Below are 23,638 nucleotides of genomic sequence, written 5' to 3' on the forward strand. Positions count from 1 at the left end.
GGTAGGCCATGCCTGACCGCTGCCGCCGCTGTGGCCGCTACAAGCGTCCCTCCTTCGACGAGCTCTGCCCCCGCTGCCGGCGGCGTCACGGCCGGGCCATAGCCTTCGACTTGTTCCGGCCGGCGTTTGAGCCGGGAATAAGCGCGCTGGAGCGCCACCGGCGAATCAATGAGATTCTTGGATTGAGGTGAAAAAATGACTAGATACCTGAAGGATACCATTCAAGATTTACCGCCCCTGCCCGTCGACGGATTAACTCAGGAGCAAATGAACAGGGCCAAAAAAACGGTAGCCATTACCGTTGAAGTCGACGGACAGAAATACAAAGAGGAGTATGACACCACCCGCGGCTTCGTTCTCTTTATTGACAGGGAGGACACGGACGGCGTCCCGGTTACTCAAAACAGGGCACTAGCCACTGACCTTATGATGATAAAGAGTCTGATCTCGATTATGACAATGATGGAGAACTCTTTCCCGATGTTTGGCCTTCTGAGCAGCGAAATCCGTAAAGCGTTGCTGAGGCGGTCATGAGCGGCAAAGTAATCGACCTGGCCGCCTGGCTGGCGAACAGCCACATGATCGACGGGCGGCGCCGGCAGATCAGCGCGCGGACCATACGGATCGTAAAGACGAAGCAGCTGCTCACCGGCGGCCGGCCGGGCGGGGACTGCGCATAAGGAGGTTTTTTCTTGGATTCAGATTTCAAATATACGCTCATCGTCAGCCAATTCTACCACTCTTACCACATGTTTATCGTCAAGTTTGATACCGAGATGTTTTTAGCAAAGGCAAAACTTCTGACGGAAGACTTGGAGAGCTATAAAAGGGTATCTGACGAGAAGAGAGATTATCGTTACGGCGACCTCGATTATTACAAGGACAGCAAAATTCGTCGCCGCTATAACGTCAACGACCAAGGAGACATCTACTTTATCAACCATACGCTTTTGGACGATTGCTTGAGCGATTCGAATTATTACCGAGATGAGAGCAAAAAAGCATCTCGTGGTTATACCCGAGTTTTAATTAAGGAGCGCATTTATGAACACCACAACTACGGTACGGTAAAAGCGCTCGTGCAAAAGCACTTCGAAATTGCCTAATCACCGAACCCCATGAAGAAAGCCGAGGTGGTGCCTATGCGCCGCCCGCCCGGTTGAAAACGGATACACCTCGCCTGACGGCCGGGAACACGACAAAGGCGGCTAGATAATCAGTAACCTCATACTGTTACAGGGGCCAGATGGGGGCCATTACGGCCCCCGGCCCGCTCCTCGAATCTGATTTTGGGAGATGAGAGATATGAAAAAGAAGGCCAAACGAAATAAGCCGCGGAAACCCTGCGGCTTTTGCTGTGCCCGGAAGGGGGCGCGGTAGATGGCAAGTCGTTCAGTGGTAAAGCCTATTCCTGAGCTCAACATGTCAAAGGTGATCGCCGCGCTTCGGGGCCATCAAGTTGGCCTATATAGTGGCGACGATGGAATAAACCTTGTAACCAACACGCAGATCATGCTTGTGCTGAGTGACGACGAGCTATGGCACGTTCAGGCGTCACTGCGGCTCCGCGAGGTAAATGGGTGGTATTATCCCGGCAATCAGCGCCCGCACAAAGACTTCCCCGAGAGTGCCCGCGGCATAATCGCAAGTGCCATCAATGCCCAAAATGTTACTCTCGAACTGACCGGATTGACAGAGCATAATGACAAAGCTTACCTTGCCCGCGACGGCGGGTATGTCCTGATAGACCAAAAGTACATCGACATTTTCAACGTCATCAAGACAGCAGAGCAGCAGGCCGACAACCCCAACAGCACTGTTCTTATCAACGGTAAGCACCTTATCTGCCCAATCGTGGGCATAGTTAGCAAGTATTTATTGCCTCTTCAAGCTAGACAACGGGAGGCGGTATAAATGGACCCCTTCACCCGCGAACGCGCCGGCACCGGCGTTGACGAATGGGCCAAGCATCGCTACAACATCGGCCGCGGCTGCAGCCACAACTGCGCCTATTGCTACGCCCGGGCCGACGCCGTCGACCGATGGAAGCGCATCCGGCCGGAGGACTGGACAACCGAGCGCATCAACCAGGCGGCCGTCGACAAGCGCTGGTATAGCAAAGCCGACGACGTAATCATGTTTCCCACCACCCACGACATTACGTCGATCTACCTGGAGTCGGCCGTCATTGCCCTCAGTCGCATGCTCGCCGCTGGCAATGATGTCCTGATCGTCAGCAAACCTCACCTCGATTGCATCGAGCGGCTCTGCGCGGAGCTTACCGATTACCGCCGGCAAATACTTTTCCGATTCACCATCGGCAGCATGGACGCCGACACCTGCGCACTATGGGAGCCGGGGGCGCCGCCGCCGGAGGAGCGCATTAAATCACTTTTGTTTGCCAGAGCAGCCGGCTTCAACACCTCCGTCTCTATCGAGCCAAACCTGGGCGGCGTACTCAATGCTGTCAGCGTTGTTGAGGCAGTCGATATTTACGTCACCCACGACATCTGGATCGGCAAGATGAACAAGATCGACCAGCGGGTAAAGGAGCAGAGCCCGGAGCTGGCCGAGGCCATCGCTCGGCTGAAGGTCGCCCAGAACGACACCAATACGATGCTGCTCTATCACTGCCTGCGCCAGAACCCGAAGGTAGCCTGGAAGGACAGCATCCGGGAAGTGGTGGCGAGATGTTCGGTACCCCAATAACGCAGCGGCAGGTCCGCTCCTGCCGCGTCTGGGCCGCCGATGGAGAAGAAGCCTGGCGCAAGATTGCCGCTATGCTCAAAGATGAGGGCCTGACGCCTGTGCAGCCGCCGCGGGTGCGGGAGCTGGCGGTAGAGTTGGAGGGCCTGATCTGGTGGGAGTGCCAGGCATTATGCGAGGGGTGATGATGATGACAATAGACGAAGTAGCCGCAGCCCTGCGCCGCCTTCGCGTCCCCAAGATCATTGACGAATACAAGTTGCAGTCCATGGTGGCGGACGTCCTACGAGAGGCCGGATTGCCTGCGGAGAAGGAATATCGCCTCGGCCCCCGGAGCCGCATCGACTTCCTCGTCGAAGGCGGTATCGGGGTGGAAGTTAAGAAAGGCAAGCCGCCCAAGCTCGCGGTGATCGCCCAGATTGAACGCTACGCCGCCTGCCATCAGATAACAGGCATCATCCTTATCGTAGAGCAACTGATCCACGACGTACCCAAAGAGATTAGCGGCAAGCCCTGCCTGCTGATCGCACTCAATAAATTATGGGGTATCGCTTTATGACCGTTCCGCAATACCTGCAGTTCCCCTCTGAAGCCGAGTATTATTACGGCACCCTGACCTTCAACGAACGAAAACAGGACTGGGAAATAGAAGGGGAGCCCTGCGTCATCGAAATCGCGCAGCGCCTCTTTCCCGGCTCCAAAACCTATGACCGCACCCGCGTCCGCTTCCGCACCAACCGGCGCACCAACGGCGACCTTAACTGGCTGATGCTCCGCTACCCTCTCCGAATCGCCGATGAAGCGAAGTGGCGGCAGACGTATGAGGAAACCGTCCAGCATGTCCTAAAGCGGGAGGCCATCAACAAGGCCCCGACGAAGGTCACGCCCCCGCCGGCATTTACCGGGACGCTCAGGGAGTACCAGAAGGAAAGCTTGGCCCACCTGATGCACAACCGGCGAACACTCGACGCTGACGAGATGGGCCTGGGCAAGACGCCGATCGCGCTGGCGTTCCTCTCAGCGGTGAACGCCTGGCCGGCCCTGATTGTCGTTCCTCCGCACCTTATTCTGGGGTGGCTCGACAAGATTGCCCAATTCCTCGACCTCCCGCCGTCGATAGGGCAGGCGCCAACATTGTTTAGCAAGGGCAAGGCAGTACCCCCGTTCGTCCATGTCATCAAGGGACTGAAACCCTACGACCTGCCGACTGCTGACATCTACATCATGCACTACCTCATCCTGCGAGGCTGGAAGAACGAACTGCCGGAATACGGCTTCAAGACGGTGATCTTCGACGAGATCCAGGAGCTCCGGCACCGGCAAACGGAGAAATACTCCGCCGCCTCGCTGGTGGCGGACAAGGCCGAGAATGTCATAGGATTATCCGGTACCCCGATTTACGGCCGCGGCGGCCAGATATGGAACGTCATGAACATCATCGACTTCCATTGCCTCTCGGACTGGGAGAGCTTTTCGAGAACATGGTGCTATGGCTACGACGGCGATATCGTCACCGATCCGGCTAACCTCGGCGACTACCTAAAGCGCGAGGGCCTGATGATCCGCCACACCAAGGCCGACGTTCTCGGCGAGCTGCCGCCTAAGCGTCGAGTGGTTGAGCCTATCGAATCCGATCAGGCCGTATTCAGCAACCTGATACGCGAAGCCGTCGAGAAGGCCCAAGGTTACGACGCCATCAAGGACATGCTGGAGAAGGGCAGAGTGAAGAGGGAGATCGAGGGAGCGGCCCGTATGGCTACCGGAATAGCCAAGGCTTCCGCCGTCTGCGCTTTCGTCAGGATGCTGCTGGAGGCCGGGGAAAAAGTGCTGTTGTTCGCCTACCATCACGCGGTGTTCGACATCTACATGGAGGAGCTGCGGGAATTCCGTCCGGGCAAGATCACCGGCCAGGAAGATGCCGCCGCTAAGAATGAGGCGGTGGAGATGTTTAAGAGCGGCATGACGCCCCTCTGCTGTATATCTCTCCGGACGGCGGCCGGCCTCGACGGCCTCCAGGTCGCAACCAGCGTCGTATTCGGAGAGCTGGACTGGTCGCCGGCGATCCACTCCCAATGCGAGGACCGTGCCCACCGCATCGGGCAGGAAAACTCCATCCTCTGCTATTACCTCGTTAGCGAGGACGGCTCCGACGAGACTATCCAGGAGGCTCTGGGGCTTAAGACGGAGCAATTCCTCGGCCTCATGGGAGACAAGGCGGAGACCGAAGAGGACCGCGCTATAGCCCAGACGGTGGCCACACAGCACATGAGTAATCTGGTCGAGAAGATCAAGGCTATCAAGCTGAACAAAGTTAAAAGCCCGGCATAAAGCCGGGCCGGTGTAGGGGCCAAGAGGATGTGGCAGAAGGTCCCCTCGGTATAGTATATGCTTTCGGGGTGAGATATGAACTATCAGCAATTTTTACTCGACAAAATGGAGCTCGCCAAAGACAGCGGCTTCGACATATCGATCGACGACATCAACCCCGCGCTAAAGCCCCACCAGCGGGAGGCCGTCAGGTGGGCCATTAGGGGAGGACGCCGGGCGCTGTTCGAATCCTTCGGCCTGGGCAAGACGGTCCAGGAACTTGAATGGTGCCGGATCATCATCGCCAAAGAGGGAGGCAAGGCCCTGATAGTCCTCCCCCTGGGCGTGAAGCAGGAATTCACCCGCGACGCCGTGCAGCTGCTCGGCATGGATCCTCCGCAATACGTCCGGACGATGGCCGAAGTCGCCGCGGCTGAAGCCGACATCCTTATTACCAACTACGAACGGGTAAGGGACGGCGATATCGACCCCATGTATTTCACCGCCACCTCCCTCGACGAAGCCTCTGTCCTCCGGAGCTACGGCAGCAAGACCTATCAGACCTTCCTCGACAAGTTCAAGGGCGTCCGGTATAAACTTCTCGCCACGGCCACGCCGGCGCCCAACCGCTACAAGGAGCTCATCCACTACGCTGGATACCTGGAGATCATGGACACCGGCCAGGCCCTGACGAGATTCTTCCAGCGCGACAGCACCAAGGCCAACAATCTGACCCTCTACCCGCACAAGGAAAACGAATTCTGGCTGTGGCTTTCGAGCTGGGCCATGTTCATCACCTCGCCCTCCGACCTCGGTTTCGACGACACCGGCTACGTACTGCCGCCGCTCAAAATCAACTACCACGAGATCCCTGTCAACCACTCCGCCGGCCTCACCGAAAAGGACGGCCAGGTCAAGCTCCTGCGGGATGCAGCTGTTTCCCTGGCCGACGCCGCCCGGGAAAAGCGCGACAGCATCAATGCCAGGGTGGCGAAGATGGCCGAGATCGTCAACAAGGATCCCGATGATAGCTTCATCCTGTGGCATGATCTCGAGGATGAGCGACACGCCATCAAAAAAGCCCTGCCCGCCGCGGTCGATATCTACGGCAGCCAAGACTACGACATCCGCGAGCAGCGGGTAATCGACTTCAGTGACGGCAAGATCAGGCTATTCGCCACTAAAAAAGAGCTTTCCGGCCAGGGCTGCAACTTCCAGCGCCACTGCCACAGAGCCATCTTCATCGGCATCGACTACGAATTCAACGACTTTATCCAGGCTATCCACCGCATCTACCGCTTCCTCCAGACGGAGCAGGTTGTCATCGACATCATCTACACCGAGAGTGAGCAGCAGATATTGAAAGTCCTGCTCGAAAAATGGCGGCAGCATGACGAGATGGTCGCTAAGATGACCGCCATAATCAAAAAACACGGCCTGTCCAGCACCTCATTGGCAGACAAAATGGCCAGGTCAATCGGAGTTGAGAGAGTGGAAGTCAAGGGCAAGCACTTCACCGTCACCAATAACGACTGCATCCTCGAAACTGAACGGATGACAGCTGACACCATCGACATGATCGTCACGTCCATCCCCTTCAGCAACCATTACGAATACACTCCATCCTACAACGACTTCGGCCACAACAAGGATAACGAGAAGTTTTTCGAGCAGATGGACTTTTTAACCCCTAACCTCCTCCGGATACTGAAGCCCGGTCGGATCGCCGCCATCCACGTCAAGGACCGTATCCTGTTCGGCAACGCCACCGGCACGGGCATGCCCACCGTCGACCCCTTCAGCGACCTCACCGTCGCCCACTTCCTCCGTCACGGCTTCCAGTACATGGGCAGAATCACCGTCGTCACCGACGTGGTGAGGGAGAATAACCAGACCTACCGCCTCGGCTGGTCGGAGCAGTGCAAAGACGGCTCGAAGATGGGTGTCGGCTGCCCGGAGTATATTCTGCTCTTCCGTAAGCTCCCCAGCGACACCTCGAAGGCCTACGCCGATACGCCGGTGGCAAAGTCCAAGGATGAATATACCAGGGCCCAGTGGCAAATTGACGCCCACGGATATTGGCGGTCATCGGGCGACCGGCTCATCAGCAAGGACGAACTGGCCGCGCTGCCCGTCGATAACCTCCAGGCCGTCTACCGAAAATACTCGAGGGAAAGCGTCTACGATTACCACCAGCACGTCGCCCTGGCGAAGAAGCTCGACAAGGACGGTAAACTGCCGGCAAGCTTCATGGTGGTCGCCCCCGGATCCTGGACGGATGGAGTATGGGACGATATCAACCGCATGAAGACGCTCAACACGAAGCAGTCGCAGAAGCGTAGGGAAATGCACGTCTGCCCGCTGCAGCTTGATATAGTCGAGCGGCTGATAAACAGGTACAGTAACCCCGGCGAGGTAGTATTCGACCCGTTCGGGGGGATCATGACGGTCCCCATGACGGCCGTGAAACTTGGCCGCTATGGACAAGCCTGCGAACTCAACAGCGACTATTTCAGGGACGGCCTGGGATACATGCAGGTGGCCGAGGCAATGAGGGACGCGCCGACGCTGTTTGACTTCATCGACGAGGGCATGGGGCACGCGATGCGCCTCGACGGAGTGAAAGGGGAGGCGGGATGATGAACCGTTACAAAGCTCTACACCTATTCTGCGGCTCTGACGGCCGGCGGGGTATGGGTGAGGGAGGAGCGGGAGATATGCGCGTCGCTCTCATCCAAGTAGACGGCAAACTGCCTAACCTTGCGCTCATGAAACTGAGCGCATACCACAAGGCCCGCGGCGACGACGTAATCCTCTACCGCAACCCCGACGACTATCTACTCGGCCAAGACCTCTTTTACCCCATCGACAAGGCCTACGCAGCAGTGATTTTCGATGATTCGGTAAAGAAACGCTCACTGCGGCTGGCGAAGCAGCTGGCAGCCGCCGGCGTCGAAGTCGGTGGCACCGGCTGGAGCCTGGAGAAAACCCTGCCGACCGAGATCGAGGCCTTACCCGCAGACTATGACCTCTACGGCATCACCTACGGCTTCGGCTTCACCTCCCGCGGCTGCATCCGCTCCTGCCCCTTCTGCGTCGTCCCCAAGAAGGAAGGCACTATCAGGCACGTCGCCTGGCCGTCCGAGATCGCGAACCCCAAGTCAAAGGCATTGGTGCTGCTCGATAACAACTTCCTTGCCTCGCCGCTGTGGCGCGATAAGGGCCAGCAGATCATCGACAACGGCTACAAGGTGGACTTCACCCAGGGCCTCGACATCCGCCTTGTCACCGACGAAGCCGCCGACTACATAGCCAAAATGAAGCACGGCCGGCGCATCCACTTCGCTTTTGACCACATCAGCGATGAGCAGATCGTCCGTAGCGGGATCGAGAAGCTGTTGGCCAGAGGCCTCAAAGGCGACGACCTCTCCTTCTACGTCCTCACCAATTTCAACAGCACTCACGAAGATGACCGCCGGCGAATCGACATCCTCGACGAATACGGCGCCAACCCCTTCATTATGGTCTTCGACAAGCGGAAAGCGCCGGAGATCACACGGCGCCTGGCACTCTGGTGCAATAAATACTGGTCGAAGAAGGCCTGCCGGTTCGAGGACTTCGACCGCAAGGCATACCGGCAGAAGAAGCGCCTCGATTATCAACCCGGGGAGGGAGAGATATGCGCTACATCATAGCCCTGGTCATCGCCCTGCTCGCGGCCCAGGCATACACCTACAGTCTGGCCGCCGACGCACGGGCCGAGAACGCCGCCCTGCGCCGCGAACTCAACCGCGAGCTGCACAACGTCAAAGGCCATCTGCATGATCAGGCGCAGACGATACAGCACCTGACGCACCCGGCGACGATGCACCGGCGCACGATTGATTGGCTATATGGGCAGGGTGAGTTTAAGAAGTGAAATTTTTTCGAAATCCGTACAGTTTTTTTGGCAATCGGCCTCATGCGCGGGCTACAATGGAAGGCAAACATGAGAGGGCGGCCGCCGTGGTCGCCCTGGTGGGAGTGGGAGAGCATGCCGAATCGGATTATCAAAGAGAGTATCTGCACCAGCGACAACCTCGATGAACTATCACCAGAAGAGGAGCGATTCTTCTTTCGGCTGATAGTCAACTGTGACGACTACGGGCGCATCGACGCGCGGCCCGCCATTTTACGCAGCAAGTGTTTCCCGTTGAAAGTCGATGAGATCGAGCTCGTCGACGTTGTCCAATGGGTAAGCTCCCTCTGCGCCCAGGAACTATGCTATGTTTACCTTGCGCACGGCCGTCCGTACCTTCAGATTACCACATGGAAAAACCATCAACAGGTGCGCGCGGCCAAGAGCAAATACCCCGACCCCCACGACCCAAATTCAGAGGTTATTACACTTGATATCATTTGCAATCATTTGATATCAAGTGATGACAAATGTCCCCGTAATCGTATTCGTAATCGAGAATCGAAAAACGTTCTTCTTAGTATGGGAGATAATACCCGCTCTGTGGATATTGTGGATAAGTCAAAGCCTGAACCAACAACAGAGCAGGCTGAACCTGAAGCGGAAGGCTCTGTCGATGTTGTGGATAAGTCGGGGGGAGAGCCGGGGAGTGCTGATTTCATGGCCTTTTGGGGCGTTTATCCTAACCGGGCGCACATGACGAAGGCTATAGAGGCTTACGAGAATGCGGTCGCCGCCGGTGAGTCGCCGCAGGCCCTTATGCTCGCTGCCCGTGGATATGCTCGGCACGTTCGGAATAAGCGGTTGGCTACCGCCGACATTACGGAGCCGGATGTGTTTATCGCGGAGGGTATATGGATGGTGTACGCGCCTGTGAGGCGAGCGGTAGGAGGTGATGGGTTTGGATAAGGCAGTGATTATCGTCCCCGGTATCCCGCCGAGTATAAATCGCTGGAGCCGACTTCACTGGACGAAGCAACGGATCATAAAAAACGAGTGGCGGATCATCGTCTGGGTGTCGGCATACATGGCAAAGGCGACTAAATTGCGGCTGGAGCGGGCGAGGGTGCGAATAACTTACTATTTCGCCACACATCGCCGGCGCGATAAAGACAATTATGCGCCGAAGATGCTGATGGACGGGCTGGTCAAAGCCGGGGTGCTGGTGGACGACAACCAGGACAGACTTGACCTTGACTGGGGCTTTGCGCAAGGGAGCCCGGAGCGGACTGAGATTGTGATCGAGGAGATCGGGAGGGTGGTGTGAGGGTGATTGACCGGGAAATGATTCATCTGGCGCTGGAGAACGCCAGGCAGACGATAACTCTTAGTCCGGTACCGCCGGAGAAGTGGCCATACCGGCCGGCGGGGCTGAAGGAAGTATGGCGTAACCAAAAATATCTTGTCCAGGTATTCGACGAGCCCGGCGGGGTGGAGCGCCTTTCGGTGGTTAGGTCGATACGGACGGCCGGAGAATGGGCGGACGGCATCCCATGGGAGGAACTGCAGCAGCTGAAGCGTGAGTGCGGCCGCGGGGACCGCTGGGCGGTGGAGATGTATCCGGCGGACAGCGATGTGGTGAATGTGGCAAATATGCGGCATCTGTGGGTGCTACCGGCGCCGCCGATGGTCGGGTGGAGGAAAGGCGTTTCGTATTAAGTGTAAATCCACTATGTAAACATACATGCGCTGCGCCGGGCTAATCAATGCTAACTCCCGCGCGCGTGAGGAGAGGAGTGACCATCATGAGCCGAAAACCAATCCCCGATGAAGAGCAGGCCAAACGAGAGCAAGCCTGGCTCGACAGCCTCTGTGACGATCATGCCGGCCAGCGCGTCGGCCTACTCGGCGCATCGTACCGGCAGTGGCGGCAGAGGCAAATGGACATGCCCAGCAACGCCGGGATATGCCCGGTGTGTGCGGCGGCGAGGAAGAGGAGGTCGGGGTAGGTGGCCATTGAATATTTAGCCCAGCCTAAAGGGTCAAACCTCTGCGGGCAGACGTCGGTCGCCATGCTGGCCGGCATTACGCTAGAAGAAAGCGTCCGGGTCTTTGGCACCAAGGGCGTTACCACGACGCGACAGGTCGTCGATGCCCTTCGAAGACTGGGCGTTAGCTGCGGTGACAAGCTTTGCCGAATTACCCGTCGCTGCGGTCTGCCGGCGTACTCTTGCATCGTCAGCACTCGTATCAGGTGGGATGGCAGGGCCTGGGGACATTGGGCTGTATGGCACAATGGTCGATTTTACGACCCCGGCTTCGGAATTATTGACAACTACCCGCCACATATACGAATCGCATCGTTTTTGCCGGGCGGAAATACGCGGGAGGAGGACACACCGTGAAAGCACTAACTTTGTGGGAGCCCTGGGCCTCGCTGATCGCCCTGGGCGCGAAGAGGATCGAGACGCGCAGCTGGCCGACGAACTACCGGGGGCCGATCGCGATTCATGCGGCGAAGAGCCGGAAGTTTTGGGGGTTAGTTGCCCAGGAGCCTTTTACTTCGGCGGCGACCCAGCCAACGATATTCCATCCCGGCTGCGTCATCGCCATCGCCGACCTGGTCGCCTGCATCGAAATGACGCCCCAGAACATCGCCATGGTCGACGAGCCCGAGCGCAGCTTCGGCCACTATGAGCCCGGCCGCTTCATGTGGCTGCTGGCGAACGTGCGGCGGATCGACCCGGTACCGGCGACCGGCCGGCAGCGGATATGGGAGTGGGAGGGGCCTATTAACTTCATAGCCTAGACAAAAGGGGCGGCTGTGACCGCCCCATCGGCACGTTATTTTGTGGGAGGGATTGGCCTTGATTAAGCGTATTTGCGGTACCTGTCTGCATTACAGCCCGAAATACCCGAACGAATTGGATTGCCATAACCAGCGCTGCATTACCCGCATAGACCGGCCCGAATGGAAGCCCAGGGCGATCACCTGCACGATCTGCGATACGGCCATGATCTACTACGACCACGAATACTTCGAGTGCCCCGACTGCGGCAGCCAATTCTGGCCCTTTGTGGAGGCGATATCGACAAAGAAGGTCGTTCGCCAGGAGTTCGAGAAGGGGCTGGAGTGCGCACGCAGCATGGAAGTAGGCAACCCTGCTATACATGTAAAATCGAAGGTATGCGGAGGTAGCAAGAGCAAACGGAAGAAAAATAAGAACGTTTTACAAAAGAAACCTACATCGGCGATATATAACGAACTATGCGCGAGCAAGGCGAAAAAATCCTAAAAGTTGCAATTTAGCCTAAAACCAAATACAATAAGCGTGAGAAGTGCTGGCTATACAGGTTAACATAATTTTAAGGGTTGGTTAGCTACCGTAAAAGGACAAAGGTGCCTGAACACCATTGTCCTTTCCCATTAGTTTAATCTTTCAGGAGGTTAAGCACATGGAAAAGTCGGAATTGTTGGCTTTGAGTAGGCCGATTGTCAAAGAAGACCTTTTGCAGAGCATTATTTATTTCCTGTTCAAAGGCGACGAAGTTGTATATGTCGGGCAGTCGAAGCATGGCGTGTCTAGGGTTTTTGCCCATATACACCAATCGCCCGGAGACTATAAAAAGTCGTTTGATAGATTCACGATCACACCTTGTGAAGAGAGCGAATTAAACAATCTTGAAGCGTTCTATGTCTTGAAATTCAAGCCCAAATACAACAAAGTCTTCCCGAAGTCGGACAAGTACGTAAATGCCTTTCACTATCTGCAAAAGAGCGAGATCGACAAGATGATCGCCGCAGGCTGTGACTATGTCAGAATTGAGCCGGGTGTCTACATGTCGATTACTGATCTTGAACATTATTACGCCCAAATCAAGGCAGTGTAGATTGCTGCCTAAACGAGAGACCCGCCGCGAGCGGGTCTTTTTTCATGCCCAAAACCGGAGGAGGTGGCCACTGTGCCGACCGTCGAATGCAAGCTCACCGACTGCCGTAGACACGGCCGCGAAATATGCATTGCCAAGCGCATCAGCATTGACGGCTGCGGCCTGGTCGAATGCTATGATCCGGTACCGCGCTCGTCGATCGTGCACGGGCCTTTCCTGAATGACTGCCGCCGGCGTCATGGCAAGTGGCAGCAGAACCGGGGAAATGTCCTAAAATAGGGGAGGCTCTGGCAAAATGAGGTGGTGATGGTGGCCAGTACACATACGCTCGCGGAGCGCGACTATATCCTCGGCATGAGCTACCAGGCCATCGCCGAGAAGCACAACGTCACGATAAACACGGTGAAGTCCTGGAAGGTCCGCTATAAGTGGGAGCGGGACAAGCCGGTCAAAGGCCAAAAAAAAACCGCACACAGCGCACACAAAGTAAAAAGTGTGCACACCTCGGAGAAAGGTGCGCAACCCCCCGAGGAGGAGCTGTCCGAACAGGAGCAGCTTTTTTGCTATCATTACGTCCGCACATGGAACGCTACCCAGGCGTATCTCAAGGCCGGATATAGCTGCAACAAGGCTGCTGCAAAGGTATCTGCCTGCCGGATGCTTCAGCGTCCGTTCGTGAGAGCCGAGGTCGACCGGCTGAGGGAACTATTCCGCATGGATATCCACGTCGACATACAAGACTTCCTCGCCTTCTGCATGAAGGTCGTCGGCGCCGATGTTGGCGACATGCTGACCTTCGGGCAGAAGGAAGTGCCGGTCATCGGCATGTATGGCCCGATTGAACTCAAGGACGAGGATACCGGCGCGAAAACCACACTCATGCAGACAATCAACTTCGTCGACCTAGCCGACAGCGAGCAGCTCGACACCTCCATCATCCAGGAGGTCAAGCAGGGAAAAGACGGCATCAGCGTCAAGCTCGCGGATAAGAAGTGGGCATGGGAGCAGCTGGCCAAATACTTCGACTGGCTGCCGGATAAGTGGCAGAGGTCGGTCGAGGATCGACGCCTGGCACTTGAAGAGCGTAAGGTCGCGGCGATGGAGAAAGGTACCGGCGTGGGCAACGGCCCGGCCGGCGTCCAGATCGTCGACGACATCCCGAGGCGGTGACCGGCATGGAAGTAATCGAGCAGTACCGGCTCACCGACATTATCGCCCCCAGCTTCTACGACGCACACCACGACATCAAGGACGGCTGCCATGTTCATTACTGGTTCAAGGGCGGCCGTGGCAGCACCAAGTCGACCTTCGTCAGCGCCGAGATCATCCTCGGCATGATGCGCGACCCCATGGCAAACGCCCTGGCGCTGCGCAAGGTCAAGGACACGCTCAAAGACAGCGTCTTCGAGCAGTTGACCTGGGCGATAGAGAAGCTGGGTGTTAGCGACTACTGGCATATCAAATACAGCCCGCTGGAGATGACCTACACCCCGACCGGGCAAAAGATACTCTTTCGTGGCGCCGACAAGCCGAAGAAGATAAAGTCGGCCAAGGTGTCCAAGGGCTACTTCAAATACGTCTGGTTCGAAGAGCTCGACGAGTTCGCCGGGATGGAGGAGATTCGCCTGATAATCCAGTCGCTCATGCGCGGCGGCGAACAGTTCTGCATCTTCTACAGCTACAACCCGCCGAAATCGGTGCGCAACTGGGTTAACGAGGAAGTCGCAGTAGCCCGGCCGGACAGGCTGGTGCATCACAGCAGCTACGTCGACGTGCCGAGGGAATGGCTCGGCGTGCAGTTCATCCTCGAGGCTGAGCACCTGAAGGCGGTCAACCCGAAGGCCTACGACCACGAATACGGCGGCGAGGTCACCGGTACCGGCGGCGAGGTGTTCGCGAACGTCAAGCTCAGGCCCATCACCGACGAGGAGATTGCCACCTTTGACAGGATCCGGCGCGGCATTGACTGGGGCTATGCCATCGACCCCTTCTGTTATGGGGAAATGCACTTCGACCGCACGCACCGGCGCCTATATATCTACGACGAGATTTATCTGGTCAATCTCAGCAACCGAAAGGCTGCGGAGATGATCAAGAAGAAAAACCCGCTCAATCGGCCGATCACCTGCGATAGCGCCGAGCCGAAGTCCATCGCCGACATGAAAGACCACGGCCTCCGCGTCAAGGGAGCCCGGAAGGGGCCCGACAGCGTCGAATACGGCATCAAGTTCCTGCAGGACCTCGAGCTTATCGTCATCGACCCGGAGCGCTGCCCAAACACGGCGCGCGAATTCATGAACTATGAGCTGGAGAAGGACGCCAACGGCAACTTCAAGGCCGAATTCCCCGATAAAGACAACCACAGCATCGACATGGCCCGCTACGCGCTCGAGGATGACATGAAGCGCGTCAGACCGCCCATGAGCGTATACTAGGAGGTGATACCTTGGACCCTATCGCCAAATCCTTTGCCGAGTGGCTGAAAAACGAAGAAGAAGCCCGCATGCAGTATTACGAGAAGTGCCAGGCCTACTTCGACGGCGTGCACCCGCTCAAGGTACCGGAGAAATACCGGGCCATTATCCAGCAGGCCTACGGCATCAAGGTCAACTACTGCGCGCCGGTCGTCGAGGCCCCGGTGGCCAGGCTCAAGATCGAGGGTATCACCTGTGAGGACAAGAAGGTGTCCGAGGCGCTGACGAAGGTCTGGAAATACAACCGGATGGACGCCAAGGCCACAAAACTGCACCGCAACGCTATCAAGAAGGGCGACGCTTTCGCCCAGGTATGGCCGCACTTCCCTCCGGGCAGCGCCGTGCCGGACAGGTACGAGATCAAATTCCTCAGCCCTGACAACATCCTGCCGATTTACTCCACCGACGACGCCGAAAGCCTGACGATGGTCCGCAAGCAGTGGATTTCGTTCGACGACCAAGGCCAGCCGGTGGCGCATAAATGGCTGTTTTACCCCGACCGCATCGAGCGCTGGCACTGCCCGCTCAACAAGAGCGTCACCACTATGACGCTCAACGACTTCGCCCGGCTCAACTGGCAAGACGGTGAGCCCGACGGCTTCCCCCCGGTGCTGCCGAACCCTTACGGATACATCCCCATCATCCACTTCCGCAACCGCGAAGACGACAACCCCTTCGGCACCAGCGAGCTCCATGACGCCATGACTATTCAGGACGGCATCAACAAGCTCGTCATCGACCTGATTCGGACGGCCGACTTCCAGGCGTTCAAGCAGCGCTATGTCGTCGGCGTGGAGGAAGAGGAGATCCCGGTCAATCCCGAAAGCGGCCGGCGCGAGCTCTCCAGCAACCCCGGCGACGTGTGGCGCTTCCCCGGCGCCGCCGCCGGCGACCAGGAGGTCACAGTCGGCGAGCTTGCCGAGCAGAATCCTGACGGCATCCTAAAGGCCATCAACGACCTAGTCGACCATCTCTGCGCCGTCACCCGCACGCCGCGCACTGCCCTCCAGGAAAGCGAGGGCACCGCCTCCAGCGGGTTCGCGCTGTCGAAGGTCGAGGCCCCGCTGATCGACAAGGTCAAGGAGAAGCAGACCAGCTTCGGCAACTCCTACGAGGATATCAATCGCCTGCTCATCGCCCAGATGCAGTATCATGGCGACCTTCCGAAGGGCGAGATACCCGACACCGAAATCCTCTGGGCCGCCCTGGAGGCTGCCAGCCCCCAAGACAAGCTCTTCGACGTGCAGCGCCGGCAGATACTGAAGCAGAACAAAGTCATCTCCGCCAAACAATGGGCCATCGAAGAGGGCTACTCCGAGGAGGAGATCGCCGCCATGCAGGCCGACATCCAGAAGGACACCGACGACGACACGGCCGCGCTGCTGGGGCACGCCTTCGACAATAACCCCTTCGGCAAACAGGACGGCCCGGGCGGGAAGCAAGGGCCTAATGGAGGAAATGGCGACGGCGATGGAGAATAATACCAGACTGACCGTAGAGGCAAGGGGGTGATACCATCGATCCGACAAAACTCACTCCATCCGACCGGCTGAAGCAGCTGCAAGAAGCTCGTGGCCCTGACATCCTCGTCGAACGCAAACGCTACGAGGCGCTGCTCAAAAGCCTCGACCCCAAGATAAAGACAGCGCTGTCCGACTACCTCGCTAAGCTGCAGGCCCAGGTCGAAGCCGGCGAATATACCCAGGCGAGCGCAGCTGAACTGCTCAAGCACACGAAAAAGCTCGAGCGCGACCTGAAGCTCATCACCCGGGGGAGCACCGTGATTGCGGTGGACTTCGCAAAAAAAGCAAAGGCCGCTGAGTACGCGCCGTATCTGGCGAGTATGCAGCGGCTTCTCTCTGCCCGCGGGCTGCCGGCTGCCACAATCAGCGAGATGACCAACCTGCAGCGGCTCGTCCCGATGTTCGGCGGCGGTCTCGACCAGAAGATCATCGACGGCGTCTGGAATAAGGTGTGGCCGGACGCGCTCACCGTCGACGACAGGATCCGGCTGCTCAGTCAGCGGGCCCTGAAGTTCAGCGAAGCAACGATAAAGCAGGGCATCCGCGAGGGCAAGAGCGCCTGGAATATCATGCAGGAACTGCGCGGCCATTTCGAGGTCGAAGGTCTCGAACGCAAGGCCGCGTTTCGTTTGACCGCCCACACCACGAATATGGTGTACCACACCGCCCAGGCCGAGATCAGCATCCAGGCGAACTTCGTCATGGGCATCCGCATCGTCCGCGGCATGTACGGCGACGCCGACCCGACCTGCGACATCTGTGACGAGCACGGCGGGCAGGACTTCAAGGAATACTACAAGGACGACTTCGGCGGCCGGAGCTACGACCTCTACGTCATGGCCAACGCGCCTGCCTATCATGTCAATTGTAACTGCGGCGTCGAGGACATCACCGAAGACGCCGCCACCTTCATCCAGAGAGCGAGGGAAGAGAATGGCAAGCGATAAGACTATCGCCGACCACTTCGCGGATATGGAGCGCAAGATCGCGACGGCGACAGCTGCCGACCTGGCTCTGAAGCCCTCGCAAATAGGCAACGCGAAAGAGGTGGATGATTGATGCGCAAACGCCTCTAACTTCATACCTACCGACCGCCCGAAGGGGCGGTTTTTTCATGCCCAAAACGCGGTGAACGGCGTTAAACTCTGCCGCGGAATATGGCCGACGGGCCTTAAACGGGAGGAGACACATGCTCATCAAACTTTATCGACTGTTCAATATGCCCCACTTCGACGCCAATGGTGGCGCCGGCGGAGGGGGAGACGGCGGCGGGGCCGGCGGTGACGGCGGCAACGGCGGCGGTAATGGTAACGGCGGCCAAGGAAACGCCGGCGGAGGCAAGACCTTCAGCCAGGAAGATGTCGACGCGATCATCGCCAAGCGGCTGGCCAGGGCCGAAAAAGACTTCGCCACCAAGATGGAGGAGGAGCGCAAAAAGGCCAGCCTTAGCGAGACCGAAAAGCTCAAAGCCGAAAAAGAAGAGGCCGACAAGAAGGGCAAGGCTGCCATCGAGGCGGCCAATCAGCGGCTTGTCACTGCTGAGGCTAAGGTCCAGGCGGCGGCGCTCGGCGTCCATCCGGACAAGATCACCCACGTCCTTAAACTGGCCGACCTTTCCGGCGCCGACGTCAACGACAAGGGCGAGGTCAACGTCAAAGTGGTCAAACAGGCCATCGAGGCCGTACTCAAAGACCTGCCGGAACTCAAAGCCGGCGGCCAGGGCGGGGCAAACCTGGGCGGCAACCCGAACTTCAAGGGCACCGCCCGAGACATGAACAGCTTTATCAGACGCGCCGCAGGGCGCTAATTCAATTTCAAGGAGGTATTTCGATATGTCCAAATTCAAGTTCGACATGCAGCTTTTCGCCTACAACGACAAAATCGCCCGCACCGATGTCAACATCCCGGAGGAGGTATCCAAGGAGATCCTCCAGGACATCCCCAAAGCATCGCTGATGATGCAGCTGATGCGCAAGCTGCCGAACATGGCCCGCGGCGTGGCCAAACTGCCGGTGCTGTCCACCCTGCCCAACGCCTACTTCGTGAACCCGACCGACACCGGCCACAAGCAGACCACCAAACAAGCGTGGGAAAATGTCTCGATCACCGCCGAAGAGATAGCCTGCATCGTCCCCATCCCCGAGGCGGTCCTCGACGACGCCGACTACGACATCTGGGGCGAAGTCAAGCCCCGCATCGTCGAAGCCTTCGGCGCGCTGTTCGACGCTGCCGTCATGTTCGGCACCAACAAGCCGGCCAGCTGGCCGAACGGCATCGTCACTCAGGCCATCGCCGCCGGCCATACCGTCACCATCGGCACCGGCGACGACATCGCTGACGACATCGGCGGCGACGGCGGTGTAATGTCGCTGATTGAGGCCGACGGCTTCTCCGTCAACGGCTTTGCCGCAGCTTCCACCGTCAAAGCGAAACTGCGCGGCCTGCGCGCGAGCACCGGCGAGCTCATCTTCCAGCCCAGCCTGCAGGCGGGGACTCCGTCCACCCTGTACGGCTCGCCCATCGTCTACGACGAAAACGGCGCCTGGAACGACGCTGTCGCCCTGATGGTCGCCGGCGACTTCCGTCAGGCTCTGTACGCCATCCGCCAGGACATGACGTACAAGATCCTCGACCAGGCCGTCATCACCGACGCCGACGGCGTCATCCAGTACAACCTCGCGCAGCAGGACATGGTAGCCCTCCGCTGCGTCATGCGCCTCGGCTGGGTGCTGCCGAACCCGGTCACCCGGAAGAACACCAACAAGGCCACCCGTTGCGCCTTCGGCGTACTCGCTCCCTGAGTAACGGGCCGGCACTAGCCTGCCGGCCTTCAATTTTTCGATAAGGAGGTCCGTAATATGAGCCTTTACCCGTTCAACCCGAAACTCCACCAGAAGATTCAGGGCGAAGACGGCACTACCCCCTGCGACCAGGCTTTCATCGCCCACTACAACGCCGAGCCGGCCGCCGAGGACACCGACGGCATCCATGCTGCCATAGCCTGCACCACGCCGGCTATCAGCGCCACCTGCGTCGTCAAGGCCGCCAGCGCCGAGACCGACATCCTTACTACCACGGCCCCGGCCGCTATCGGCGCCGCTGCCAATGCCCTGAGCATCCTGCTCGTCACCGCCGAAGATGATACCCTGGCTGTCACCGCCGAAGGCGCGGTCATTACCATCGCGCTGGCCAAGACCACGGCCGCGAAAAATGCTGCCGCGCTCATCCAGGCTGCTATCCGGTTGCTCGAAGAGGTCGACGGCGTTGACGTGAGCGCGTTCACCTGCGCGGCCGGCGGCAACTGGGACACGGCGGCTGTGGCCACCGGCGAAGAAGAAGCCGTCGCGTTCGAAGGCGGGCAGACGGCGGCGGCCGATGTGGTCACCACCAACATCACCAACCCCGACGTGCCGCGCAACATCACCGCCACGGCCGGGGGCACCGCCGGCGACATCGGCGCCGTTGCGGTAACCATCGAGGGCACCAACGCCGCAGGTGAGGTCATTTCCGAAACACTGCCGGCGTTTACCGCCAACACGGCCGCCACGAAGGCCGGCAATAAGGCGTTCAAGACCGTCACTAAGATCACCACCCCGGCCCATGACGGTACCGGCGCCACCACGGCGATCGGCTGGGGCAGCAAGCTCGGCCTGGTCCATAAGTTGGCGCATAACACGGTGCTGGCAGCCTACATCGACAACACCATCGAAGACACTGCGCCGACAGTCGCCGTGTCCGCTACCGCCCTGGAGAGCAACACGGTCACTCTGGCCAGCACGCTCGACGGCGACCCGGTCGACGTCTACTACATGGTTTAGGGGGAGGCCTGCGGGCCTCTCTCGTGATAAGGAGGTGCAGCCGTGAAAGTCGAGCTGCTGAAACCTACTTTCTGGAACGGCAAGCCGCGTTATGTCGGTGACGGCCTCGATGTGGAGCAGGCCGTCGGCCGCCGCTGGGTGGCGCGGGGCATTGCCAGCGCCGTTGAATCCGTGTCAGACACACCGCCGCCGCCCGCCACCTCCTCGCCGCCGGCGAAAAGGAGACGGAAATGACAGCCGCTGAAGCCCTCGCCACAATGAAGCGCAAATGCCTGGTGCTGGCCGAGGTATTCACCGACCCCCAGCTGACAGGCTTTCTCGACGACCACCGCACTGGCGCCGGCACGGATGACGACCCCTACGTCTACGACGTGCGCCGCTCCATTTACGACGCCCTGACCTCGGCCGCCACCGTCGAGCACAACAGCTTCAGCCGCGGCGGTGTCAGTATCAGCCGCACCGACTTCCTGAGGCTGCGGAGGCAGTTCGCGACGGCCGGCACCATTTCGGCGGTTCGCACCGTGGAGGAGCTGAGCGACGATGCGCTTCCCGAATAGCCGCGCACTGACAGTGCTCGACCCGGTAGAATCGACGAACGAGATGCAGGAGATCGTCGTCACCTACCCCGGCCCCGGGGCGACCATCCAGGGCGAGATATGGCCGCTCAAGGTCAATGCCAGCCGCGGCATCATGGGCGTGACCGACACATCGACACACCAGCTGTTCACCACCGGCCAGGTCGCCCAGAATCAGCAGGTAGTCGACGGCGCCGCCGCCTACCTCGTGCAGTACGTCGCCGAGTGGGGGACGCACCGGGAGGCGGTCCTATGCCCGATGTAGAGGTCAAAGTCGAAGGCTTCAGCGACCTGCTGCGCAACATCAAAGCATTCGGCAGCGCTGCCGAGGCTGGCGCCGTGGCCGCCATGGCCACCGTGACCGGGGAGATCGCCGAATACGCACAGGCCAACCACTCCTTCCAGAACCGGACCGGCAACCTCGAGGCGTCAATCCACCCGCTTCCGGTGGAGAAGGAAGGGGAGCAGATCGTCGGCGCCGTCAAGGCGGGCATGGAGTACGCTGCACACGTCGAGTTCGGCACGTCCCGCAGCGCGCCGTATCCGTATCTGGTACCGGCGGTCGAGGCCAATAAGCAGAACCTGCTCGATACGACAGCCGCCGCGCTGAAGCGGGCCGAGCATGTGGTGGAGGTGCGGAAGTGAAGCAAATCAAAATCGACATCGGCGCTGCCCTTGCGGCCAAGACAGCCACTCTCGGCAAGGTCTACCCGGGCTGGCCGCCGGCGAATGCGACGTACCCCTGCGCCGCCTTCTACCGCGTAGCCGGGCAGCGACGTAAAATCGGCGGAGTATTCGCCGACACCGACGAGCTCTATTCCGTCGACTGCTTTGCCAAGACGCAGACGGAGACGGAAAACATGGAGCTCGCTGTCGACGAGGCCATGGAGACTATGCCGTATGCCGTCACCTGTGAGCACGGCCCGGACCTCTACGAGGAGGAGGCCAAGGTTTTTCACAAGATTTTGCGATATCGCATCAAGTCCAAAGGAGGGATATAGATGACGATGACCAAGGAGGTCAAAATAATCGGCGTAAAGACGCTGAAGATCGCGCCGATTACCACCAATACCGAAGCCGCGGCTATGGTCTACGGCACGCTGGTCGACGTACCGGGGCCGAAATCCATCAGCGCCAGCCGCAAGGTCGACACCAAGACGGCCACCGGCGGCGGCCGCACGCTCGGCCGCTACATCAAATTCACCGAGTACGAGTTGAAATTTGAGAACGCGAAGATCCCGCTCGACGTACTCAAAGCCATCAATGGCGGCACCATCGCATCCTACACCATCCCGAAGCAGGCCGAAAGCATCGAGGTCACCGCCGGGGCGACTGACGCAGGCGACACCGTCTACACCGTCACCGCCGCCGGAATGACCAACAGCCCGAAAGACGTGACTGTAGCAGTCTTAGCCACCGACGACACAGAAGCAGAAGTCGCAGCCAAAATGCGCACCGCCTTCGCCGCTGATGCCGACGTCGGGGCCTTCTTCGATGTCGCTGCCGGCACGAGTGCCACTGTCCTGCTCACCGCGAAGACGGCTGCGGTCAATGACCCGACAATGAAAATCGCCCTGAAAAGCGCGGCCAGCACCGGCGTCACCGCAGCGGCTTCCGTCCATGCGGCAACTCCGCGCGAGGTGCATGCCTACTACGAAACCGGCGACGATATCCTCGGCGCATATTTCCTGCTCGAGTACGTGCCGGAGAAGGTCGATGAAAGCGGCGTCGCCGATACTCACCGCACCTTCTTCTGTGTGAACGGCACGCTGGAGGTCATGGAGAAGGAGAGCGACTACGCCACCTGCTCCTTCACCGGCTCGGCCATCGCCGCCAACGGCTACGTCACCATCAACTCCGTCCAGGTCAATCACCCGATAACGGCCCTGTTCGTCAACAGCGTCGCCGTCGACATCCAAGTACCCGCGTAACGAAGGGAGGGGCCGCATCAGGCCCCTCATAATTTTGAGGAGGGTTATTGTGGACCTTCAAGAGCTTTTCCCCAAGGAAGCGAAAGTCGCCATCGGGGGCAAAGAGTACAGCCTGCGATTCTCCCCGCGCGGCCTGCGTTATCTCGAACAGCAGTACAAGGACAAGGAACTGCCCGGGATAACCGAGGGGCAGAAACCCGTCAAAATGAAAGACGCGATCGCCATCATCGTATACTTCCTCGCCAAGGCTCAATTCGGGCTTACTATCGACGAAGTCTATCACCTGCTCTTCGCCGGGCTGGCCCACACCAAGGCGTTCCCCGACTTCGACGACTTCCTCGACGTGCTTGACGAGCACCACACCCGCGAATATGCCAACCAGATCACAATAGCCCTGGCACTGGCCTACTATACCCCTGAACAGATCAAGAAGGTCGAGGTCATGGCCGAACGGGCGAAGGCGGATGACAGCTCAAAAAACGCCGGCGAACCCGCAACAAGGCAATAGATTGGGG

The 23,638-nt window shown here is 58.8% G+C and carries 35 protein-coding genes; all 35 read left to right on the forward strand.

The genetic code is table 11. The annotated features are described in order from the left end of the window. Window positions 1-8: 8 nt before the first annotated feature. The 35 genes from Q4T40_07795 to Q4T40_07965 all read left to right on the forward strand — a co-directional run bounded on the left by Q4T40_07795 (window position 9) and on the right by Q4T40_07965 (window position 23,631). A complete protein-coding gene (locus Q4T40_07795) occupies window positions 9-191 on the forward strand; it encodes a hypothetical protein (protein MDT8901136.1) in 183 nt (60 codons plus the stop codon). 4 nt (window positions 192-195) lie between these two features. Further along, window positions 196-534 carry a hypothetical protein gene (locus tag Q4T40_07800; GenBank protein ID MDT8901137.1) on the forward strand — a complete coding sequence of 113 codons (339 nt, stop codon included), beginning with the start codon at window positions 196-198 and terminating at the stop codon, window positions 532-534. Further along, window positions 531-680 carry a hypothetical protein gene (locus Q4T40_07805; GenBank protein ID MDT8901138.1) on the forward strand — a complete coding sequence of 50 codons (150 nt, stop codon included), beginning with the start codon at window positions 531-533 and terminating at the stop codon, window positions 678-680. The genes Q4T40_07800 and Q4T40_07805 overlap by 4 nt, the downstream gene beginning before the upstream one ends. Before the next feature lie 12 nt (window positions 681-692). Next, window positions 693-1,106 (forward strand): hypothetical protein, encoded by a 414-nt coding sequence (locus Q4T40_07810; protein MDT8901139.1) that lies wholly within the window; start codon window positions 693-695, stop codon window positions 1,104-1,106. A gap of 274 nt (window positions 1,107-1,380) precedes the next feature. Then, the gene (locus Q4T40_07815; protein MDT8901140.1) at window positions 1,381-1,914 is read left to right on the forward strand and encodes a hypothetical protein; all 534 of its coding nucleotides are present in this window, start codon (window positions 1,381-1,383) and stop codon (window positions 1,912-1,914) included. Beyond that, window positions 1,915-2,709 (forward strand): radical SAM protein, encoded by a 795-nt coding sequence (locus Q4T40_07820; protein MDT8901141.1) that lies wholly within the window; start codon window positions 1,915-1,917, stop codon window positions 2,707-2,709. It abuts the gene before it with no gap. Continuing rightward, window positions 2,691-2,891, forward strand: coding sequence for a hypothetical protein (locus tag Q4T40_07825; protein MDT8901142.1), 201 nt, complete (start codon window positions 2,691-2,693; stop codon window positions 2,889-2,891). The genes Q4T40_07820 and Q4T40_07825 overlap by 19 nt, the downstream gene beginning before the upstream one ends. Beyond that, window positions 2,891-3,265: a hypothetical protein gene (locus Q4T40_07830; GenBank protein ID MDT8901143.1), complete on the forward strand. Its 375-nt coding sequence runs from the start codon at window positions 2,891-2,893 to the stop codon at window positions 3,263-3,265. Before Q4T40_07825 ends, Q4T40_07830 begins: the two co-directional genes overlap by 1 nt. Continuing rightward, entirely contained in the window at window positions 3,262-5,034 is a 1,773-nt protein-coding gene (locus Q4T40_07835; protein MDT8901144.1) for a DEAD/DEAH box helicase, read from the forward strand. The genes Q4T40_07830 and Q4T40_07835 overlap by 4 nt, the downstream gene beginning before the upstream one ends. 75 nt (window positions 5,035-5,109) lie before the next feature. Next, window positions 5,110-7,653 carry a DNA methyltransferase gene (locus tag Q4T40_07840; GenBank protein ID MDT8901145.1) on the forward strand — a complete coding sequence of 848 codons (2,544 nt, stop codon included), beginning with the start codon at window positions 5,110-5,112 and terminating at the stop codon, window positions 7,651-7,653. Further along, window positions 7,650-8,708 (forward strand): radical SAM protein, encoded by a 1,059-nt coding sequence (locus Q4T40_07845; GenBank protein ID MDT8901146.1) that lies wholly within the window; start codon window positions 7,650-7,652, stop codon window positions 8,706-8,708. Before Q4T40_07840 ends, Q4T40_07845 begins: the two co-directional genes overlap by 4 nt. Then, window positions 8,693-8,932 carry a hypothetical protein gene (locus Q4T40_07850; GenBank protein ID MDT8901147.1) on the forward strand — a complete coding sequence of 80 codons (240 nt, stop codon included), beginning with the start codon at window positions 8,693-8,695 and terminating at the stop codon, window positions 8,930-8,932. The genes Q4T40_07845 and Q4T40_07850 overlap by 16 nt, the downstream gene beginning before the upstream one ends. 114 nt (window positions 8,933-9,046) lie before the next feature. Beyond that, window positions 9,047-9,880, forward strand: a complete 834-nt coding sequence (locus Q4T40_07855) for a hypothetical protein (protein ID MDT8901148.1) — start codon at window positions 9,047-9,049, stop codon at window positions 9,878-9,880. Continuing rightward, entirely contained in the window at window positions 9,873-10,238 is a 366-nt protein-coding gene (locus Q4T40_07860) for a RusA family crossover junction endodeoxyribonuclease (protein MDT8901149.1), read from the forward strand. The genes Q4T40_07855 and Q4T40_07860 overlap by 8 nt, the downstream gene beginning before the upstream one ends. Further along, complete coding sequence (locus tag Q4T40_07865) at window positions 10,235-10,630, forward strand: hypothetical protein (GenBank protein ID MDT8901150.1); 396 nt, start codon at window positions 10,235-10,237, stop codon at window positions 10,628-10,630. The genes Q4T40_07860 and Q4T40_07865 overlap by 4 nt, the downstream gene beginning before the upstream one ends. 86 nt (window positions 10,631-10,716) lie before the next feature. After that, window positions 10,717-10,920 carry a hypothetical protein gene (locus Q4T40_07870; protein MDT8901151.1) on the forward strand — a complete coding sequence of 68 codons (204 nt, stop codon included), beginning with the start codon at window positions 10,717-10,719 and terminating at the stop codon, window positions 10,918-10,920. A 392-nt stretch (window positions 10,921-11,312) separates the two neighbouring features. Next, window positions 11,313-11,720: an ASCH domain-containing protein gene (locus Q4T40_07875; GenBank protein ID MDT8901152.1), complete on the forward strand. Its 408-nt coding sequence runs from the start codon at window positions 11,313-11,315 to the stop codon at window positions 11,718-11,720. 58 nt (window positions 11,721-11,778) lie between these two features. Then, complete coding sequence (locus Q4T40_07880; GenBank protein MDT8901153.1) at window positions 11,779-12,207, forward strand: hypothetical protein; 429 nt, start codon at window positions 11,779-11,781, stop codon at window positions 12,205-12,207. A 160-nt stretch (window positions 12,208-12,367) separates the two neighbouring features. Further along, window positions 12,368-12,802 (forward strand): GIY-YIG nuclease family protein, encoded by a 435-nt coding sequence (locus Q4T40_07885; GenBank protein ID MDT8901154.1) that lies wholly within the window; start codon window positions 12,368-12,370, stop codon window positions 12,800-12,802. Between the two features lie 72 nt (window positions 12,803-12,874). Then, complete coding sequence (locus tag Q4T40_07890) at window positions 12,875-13,081, forward strand: hypothetical protein (GenBank protein MDT8901155.1); 207 nt, start codon at window positions 12,875-12,877, stop codon at window positions 13,079-13,081. A 27-nt stretch (window positions 13,082-13,108) separates the two neighbouring features. Beyond that, the gene (locus Q4T40_07895) at window positions 13,109-13,972 is read left to right on the forward strand and encodes a terminase small subunit (GenBank protein MDT8901156.1); all 864 of its coding nucleotides are present in this window, start codon (window positions 13,109-13,111) and stop codon (window positions 13,970-13,972) included. A 5-nt stretch (window positions 13,973-13,977) separates the two neighbouring features. Beyond that, window positions 13,978-15,237 carry a PBSX family phage terminase large subunit gene (locus tag Q4T40_07900; GenBank protein ID MDT8901157.1) on the forward strand — a complete coding sequence of 420 codons (1,260 nt, stop codon included), beginning with the start codon at window positions 13,978-13,980 and terminating at the stop codon, window positions 15,235-15,237. 11 nt (window positions 15,238-15,248) lie between these two features. Then, entirely contained in the window at window positions 15,249-16,757 is a 1,509-nt protein-coding gene (locus tag Q4T40_07905) for a phage portal protein (GenBank protein ID MDT8901158.1), read from the forward strand. A 308-nt stretch (window positions 16,758-17,065) separates the two neighbouring features. Next, complete coding sequence (locus Q4T40_07910) at window positions 17,066-17,746, forward strand: hypothetical protein (GenBank protein ID MDT8901159.1); 681 nt, start codon at window positions 17,066-17,068, stop codon at window positions 17,744-17,746. Continuing rightward, window positions 17,733-17,858: a hypothetical protein gene (locus tag Q4T40_07915; GenBank protein MDT8901160.1), complete on the forward strand. Its 126-nt coding sequence runs from the start codon at window positions 17,733-17,735 to the stop codon at window positions 17,856-17,858. Before Q4T40_07910 ends, Q4T40_07915 begins: the two co-directional genes overlap by 14 nt. A gap of 130 nt (window positions 17,859-17,988) precedes the next feature. Continuing rightward, window positions 17,989-18,606: a DUF4355 domain-containing protein gene (locus tag Q4T40_07920; GenBank protein ID MDT8901161.1), complete on the forward strand. Its 618-nt coding sequence runs from the start codon at window positions 17,989-17,991 to the stop codon at window positions 18,604-18,606. Between the two features lie 25 nt (window positions 18,607-18,631). Further along, window positions 18,632-19,600: a phage major capsid protein gene (locus Q4T40_07925; protein ID MDT8901162.1), complete on the forward strand. Its 969-nt coding sequence runs from the start codon at window positions 18,632-18,634 to the stop codon at window positions 19,598-19,600. 57 nt (window positions 19,601-19,657) lie between these two features. Then, complete coding sequence (locus Q4T40_07930) at window positions 19,658-20,617, forward strand: hypothetical protein (protein MDT8901163.1); 960 nt, start codon at window positions 19,658-19,660, stop codon at window positions 20,615-20,617. A 42-nt stretch (window positions 20,618-20,659) separates the two neighbouring features. Next, window positions 20,660-20,851: a hypothetical protein gene (locus tag Q4T40_07935; GenBank protein MDT8901164.1), complete on the forward strand. Its 192-nt coding sequence runs from the start codon at window positions 20,660-20,662 to the stop codon at window positions 20,849-20,851. After that, window positions 20,848-21,174 (forward strand): hypothetical protein, encoded by a 327-nt coding sequence (locus Q4T40_07940; protein MDT8901165.1) that lies wholly within the window; start codon window positions 20,848-20,850, stop codon window positions 21,172-21,174. Before Q4T40_07935 ends, Q4T40_07940 begins: the two co-directional genes overlap by 4 nt. Next, entirely contained in the window at window positions 21,158-21,457 is a 300-nt protein-coding gene (locus tag Q4T40_07945; GenBank protein ID MDT8901166.1) for a hypothetical protein, read from the forward strand. The genes Q4T40_07940 and Q4T40_07945 overlap by 17 nt, the downstream gene beginning before the upstream one ends. Beyond that, window positions 21,445-21,837, forward strand: a complete 393-nt coding sequence (locus Q4T40_07950; protein ID MDT8901167.1) for an HK97 gp10 family phage protein — start codon at window positions 21,445-21,447, stop codon at window positions 21,835-21,837. The genes Q4T40_07945 and Q4T40_07950 overlap by 13 nt, the downstream gene beginning before the upstream one ends. Continuing rightward, window positions 21,834-22,193, forward strand: a complete 360-nt coding sequence (locus tag Q4T40_07955; protein ID MDT8901168.1) for a hypothetical protein — start codon at window positions 21,834-21,836, stop codon at window positions 22,191-22,193. Before Q4T40_07950 ends, Q4T40_07955 begins: the two co-directional genes overlap by 4 nt. Next, a complete protein-coding gene (locus Q4T40_07960) occupies window positions 22,194-23,123 on the forward strand; it encodes a hypothetical protein (protein ID MDT8901169.1) in 930 nt (309 codons plus the stop codon). A gap of 49 nt (window positions 23,124-23,172) precedes the next feature. Next, on the forward strand, window positions 23,173-23,631 hold the full coding sequence (locus Q4T40_07965) for a hypothetical protein (protein MDT8901170.1): 459 nt from the start codon (window positions 23,173-23,175) through the stop codon (window positions 23,629-23,631). Window positions 23,632-23,638 lie beyond the last annotated feature (7 nt).

Source organism: Selenomonadales bacterium 4137-cl, assembly GCA_032334055.1.
In the GTDB taxonomy this organism is placed as follows: Bacteria; Bacillota; Negativicutes; order Sporomusales; family UBA7701; genus Anaeroselena; species Anaeroselena agilis.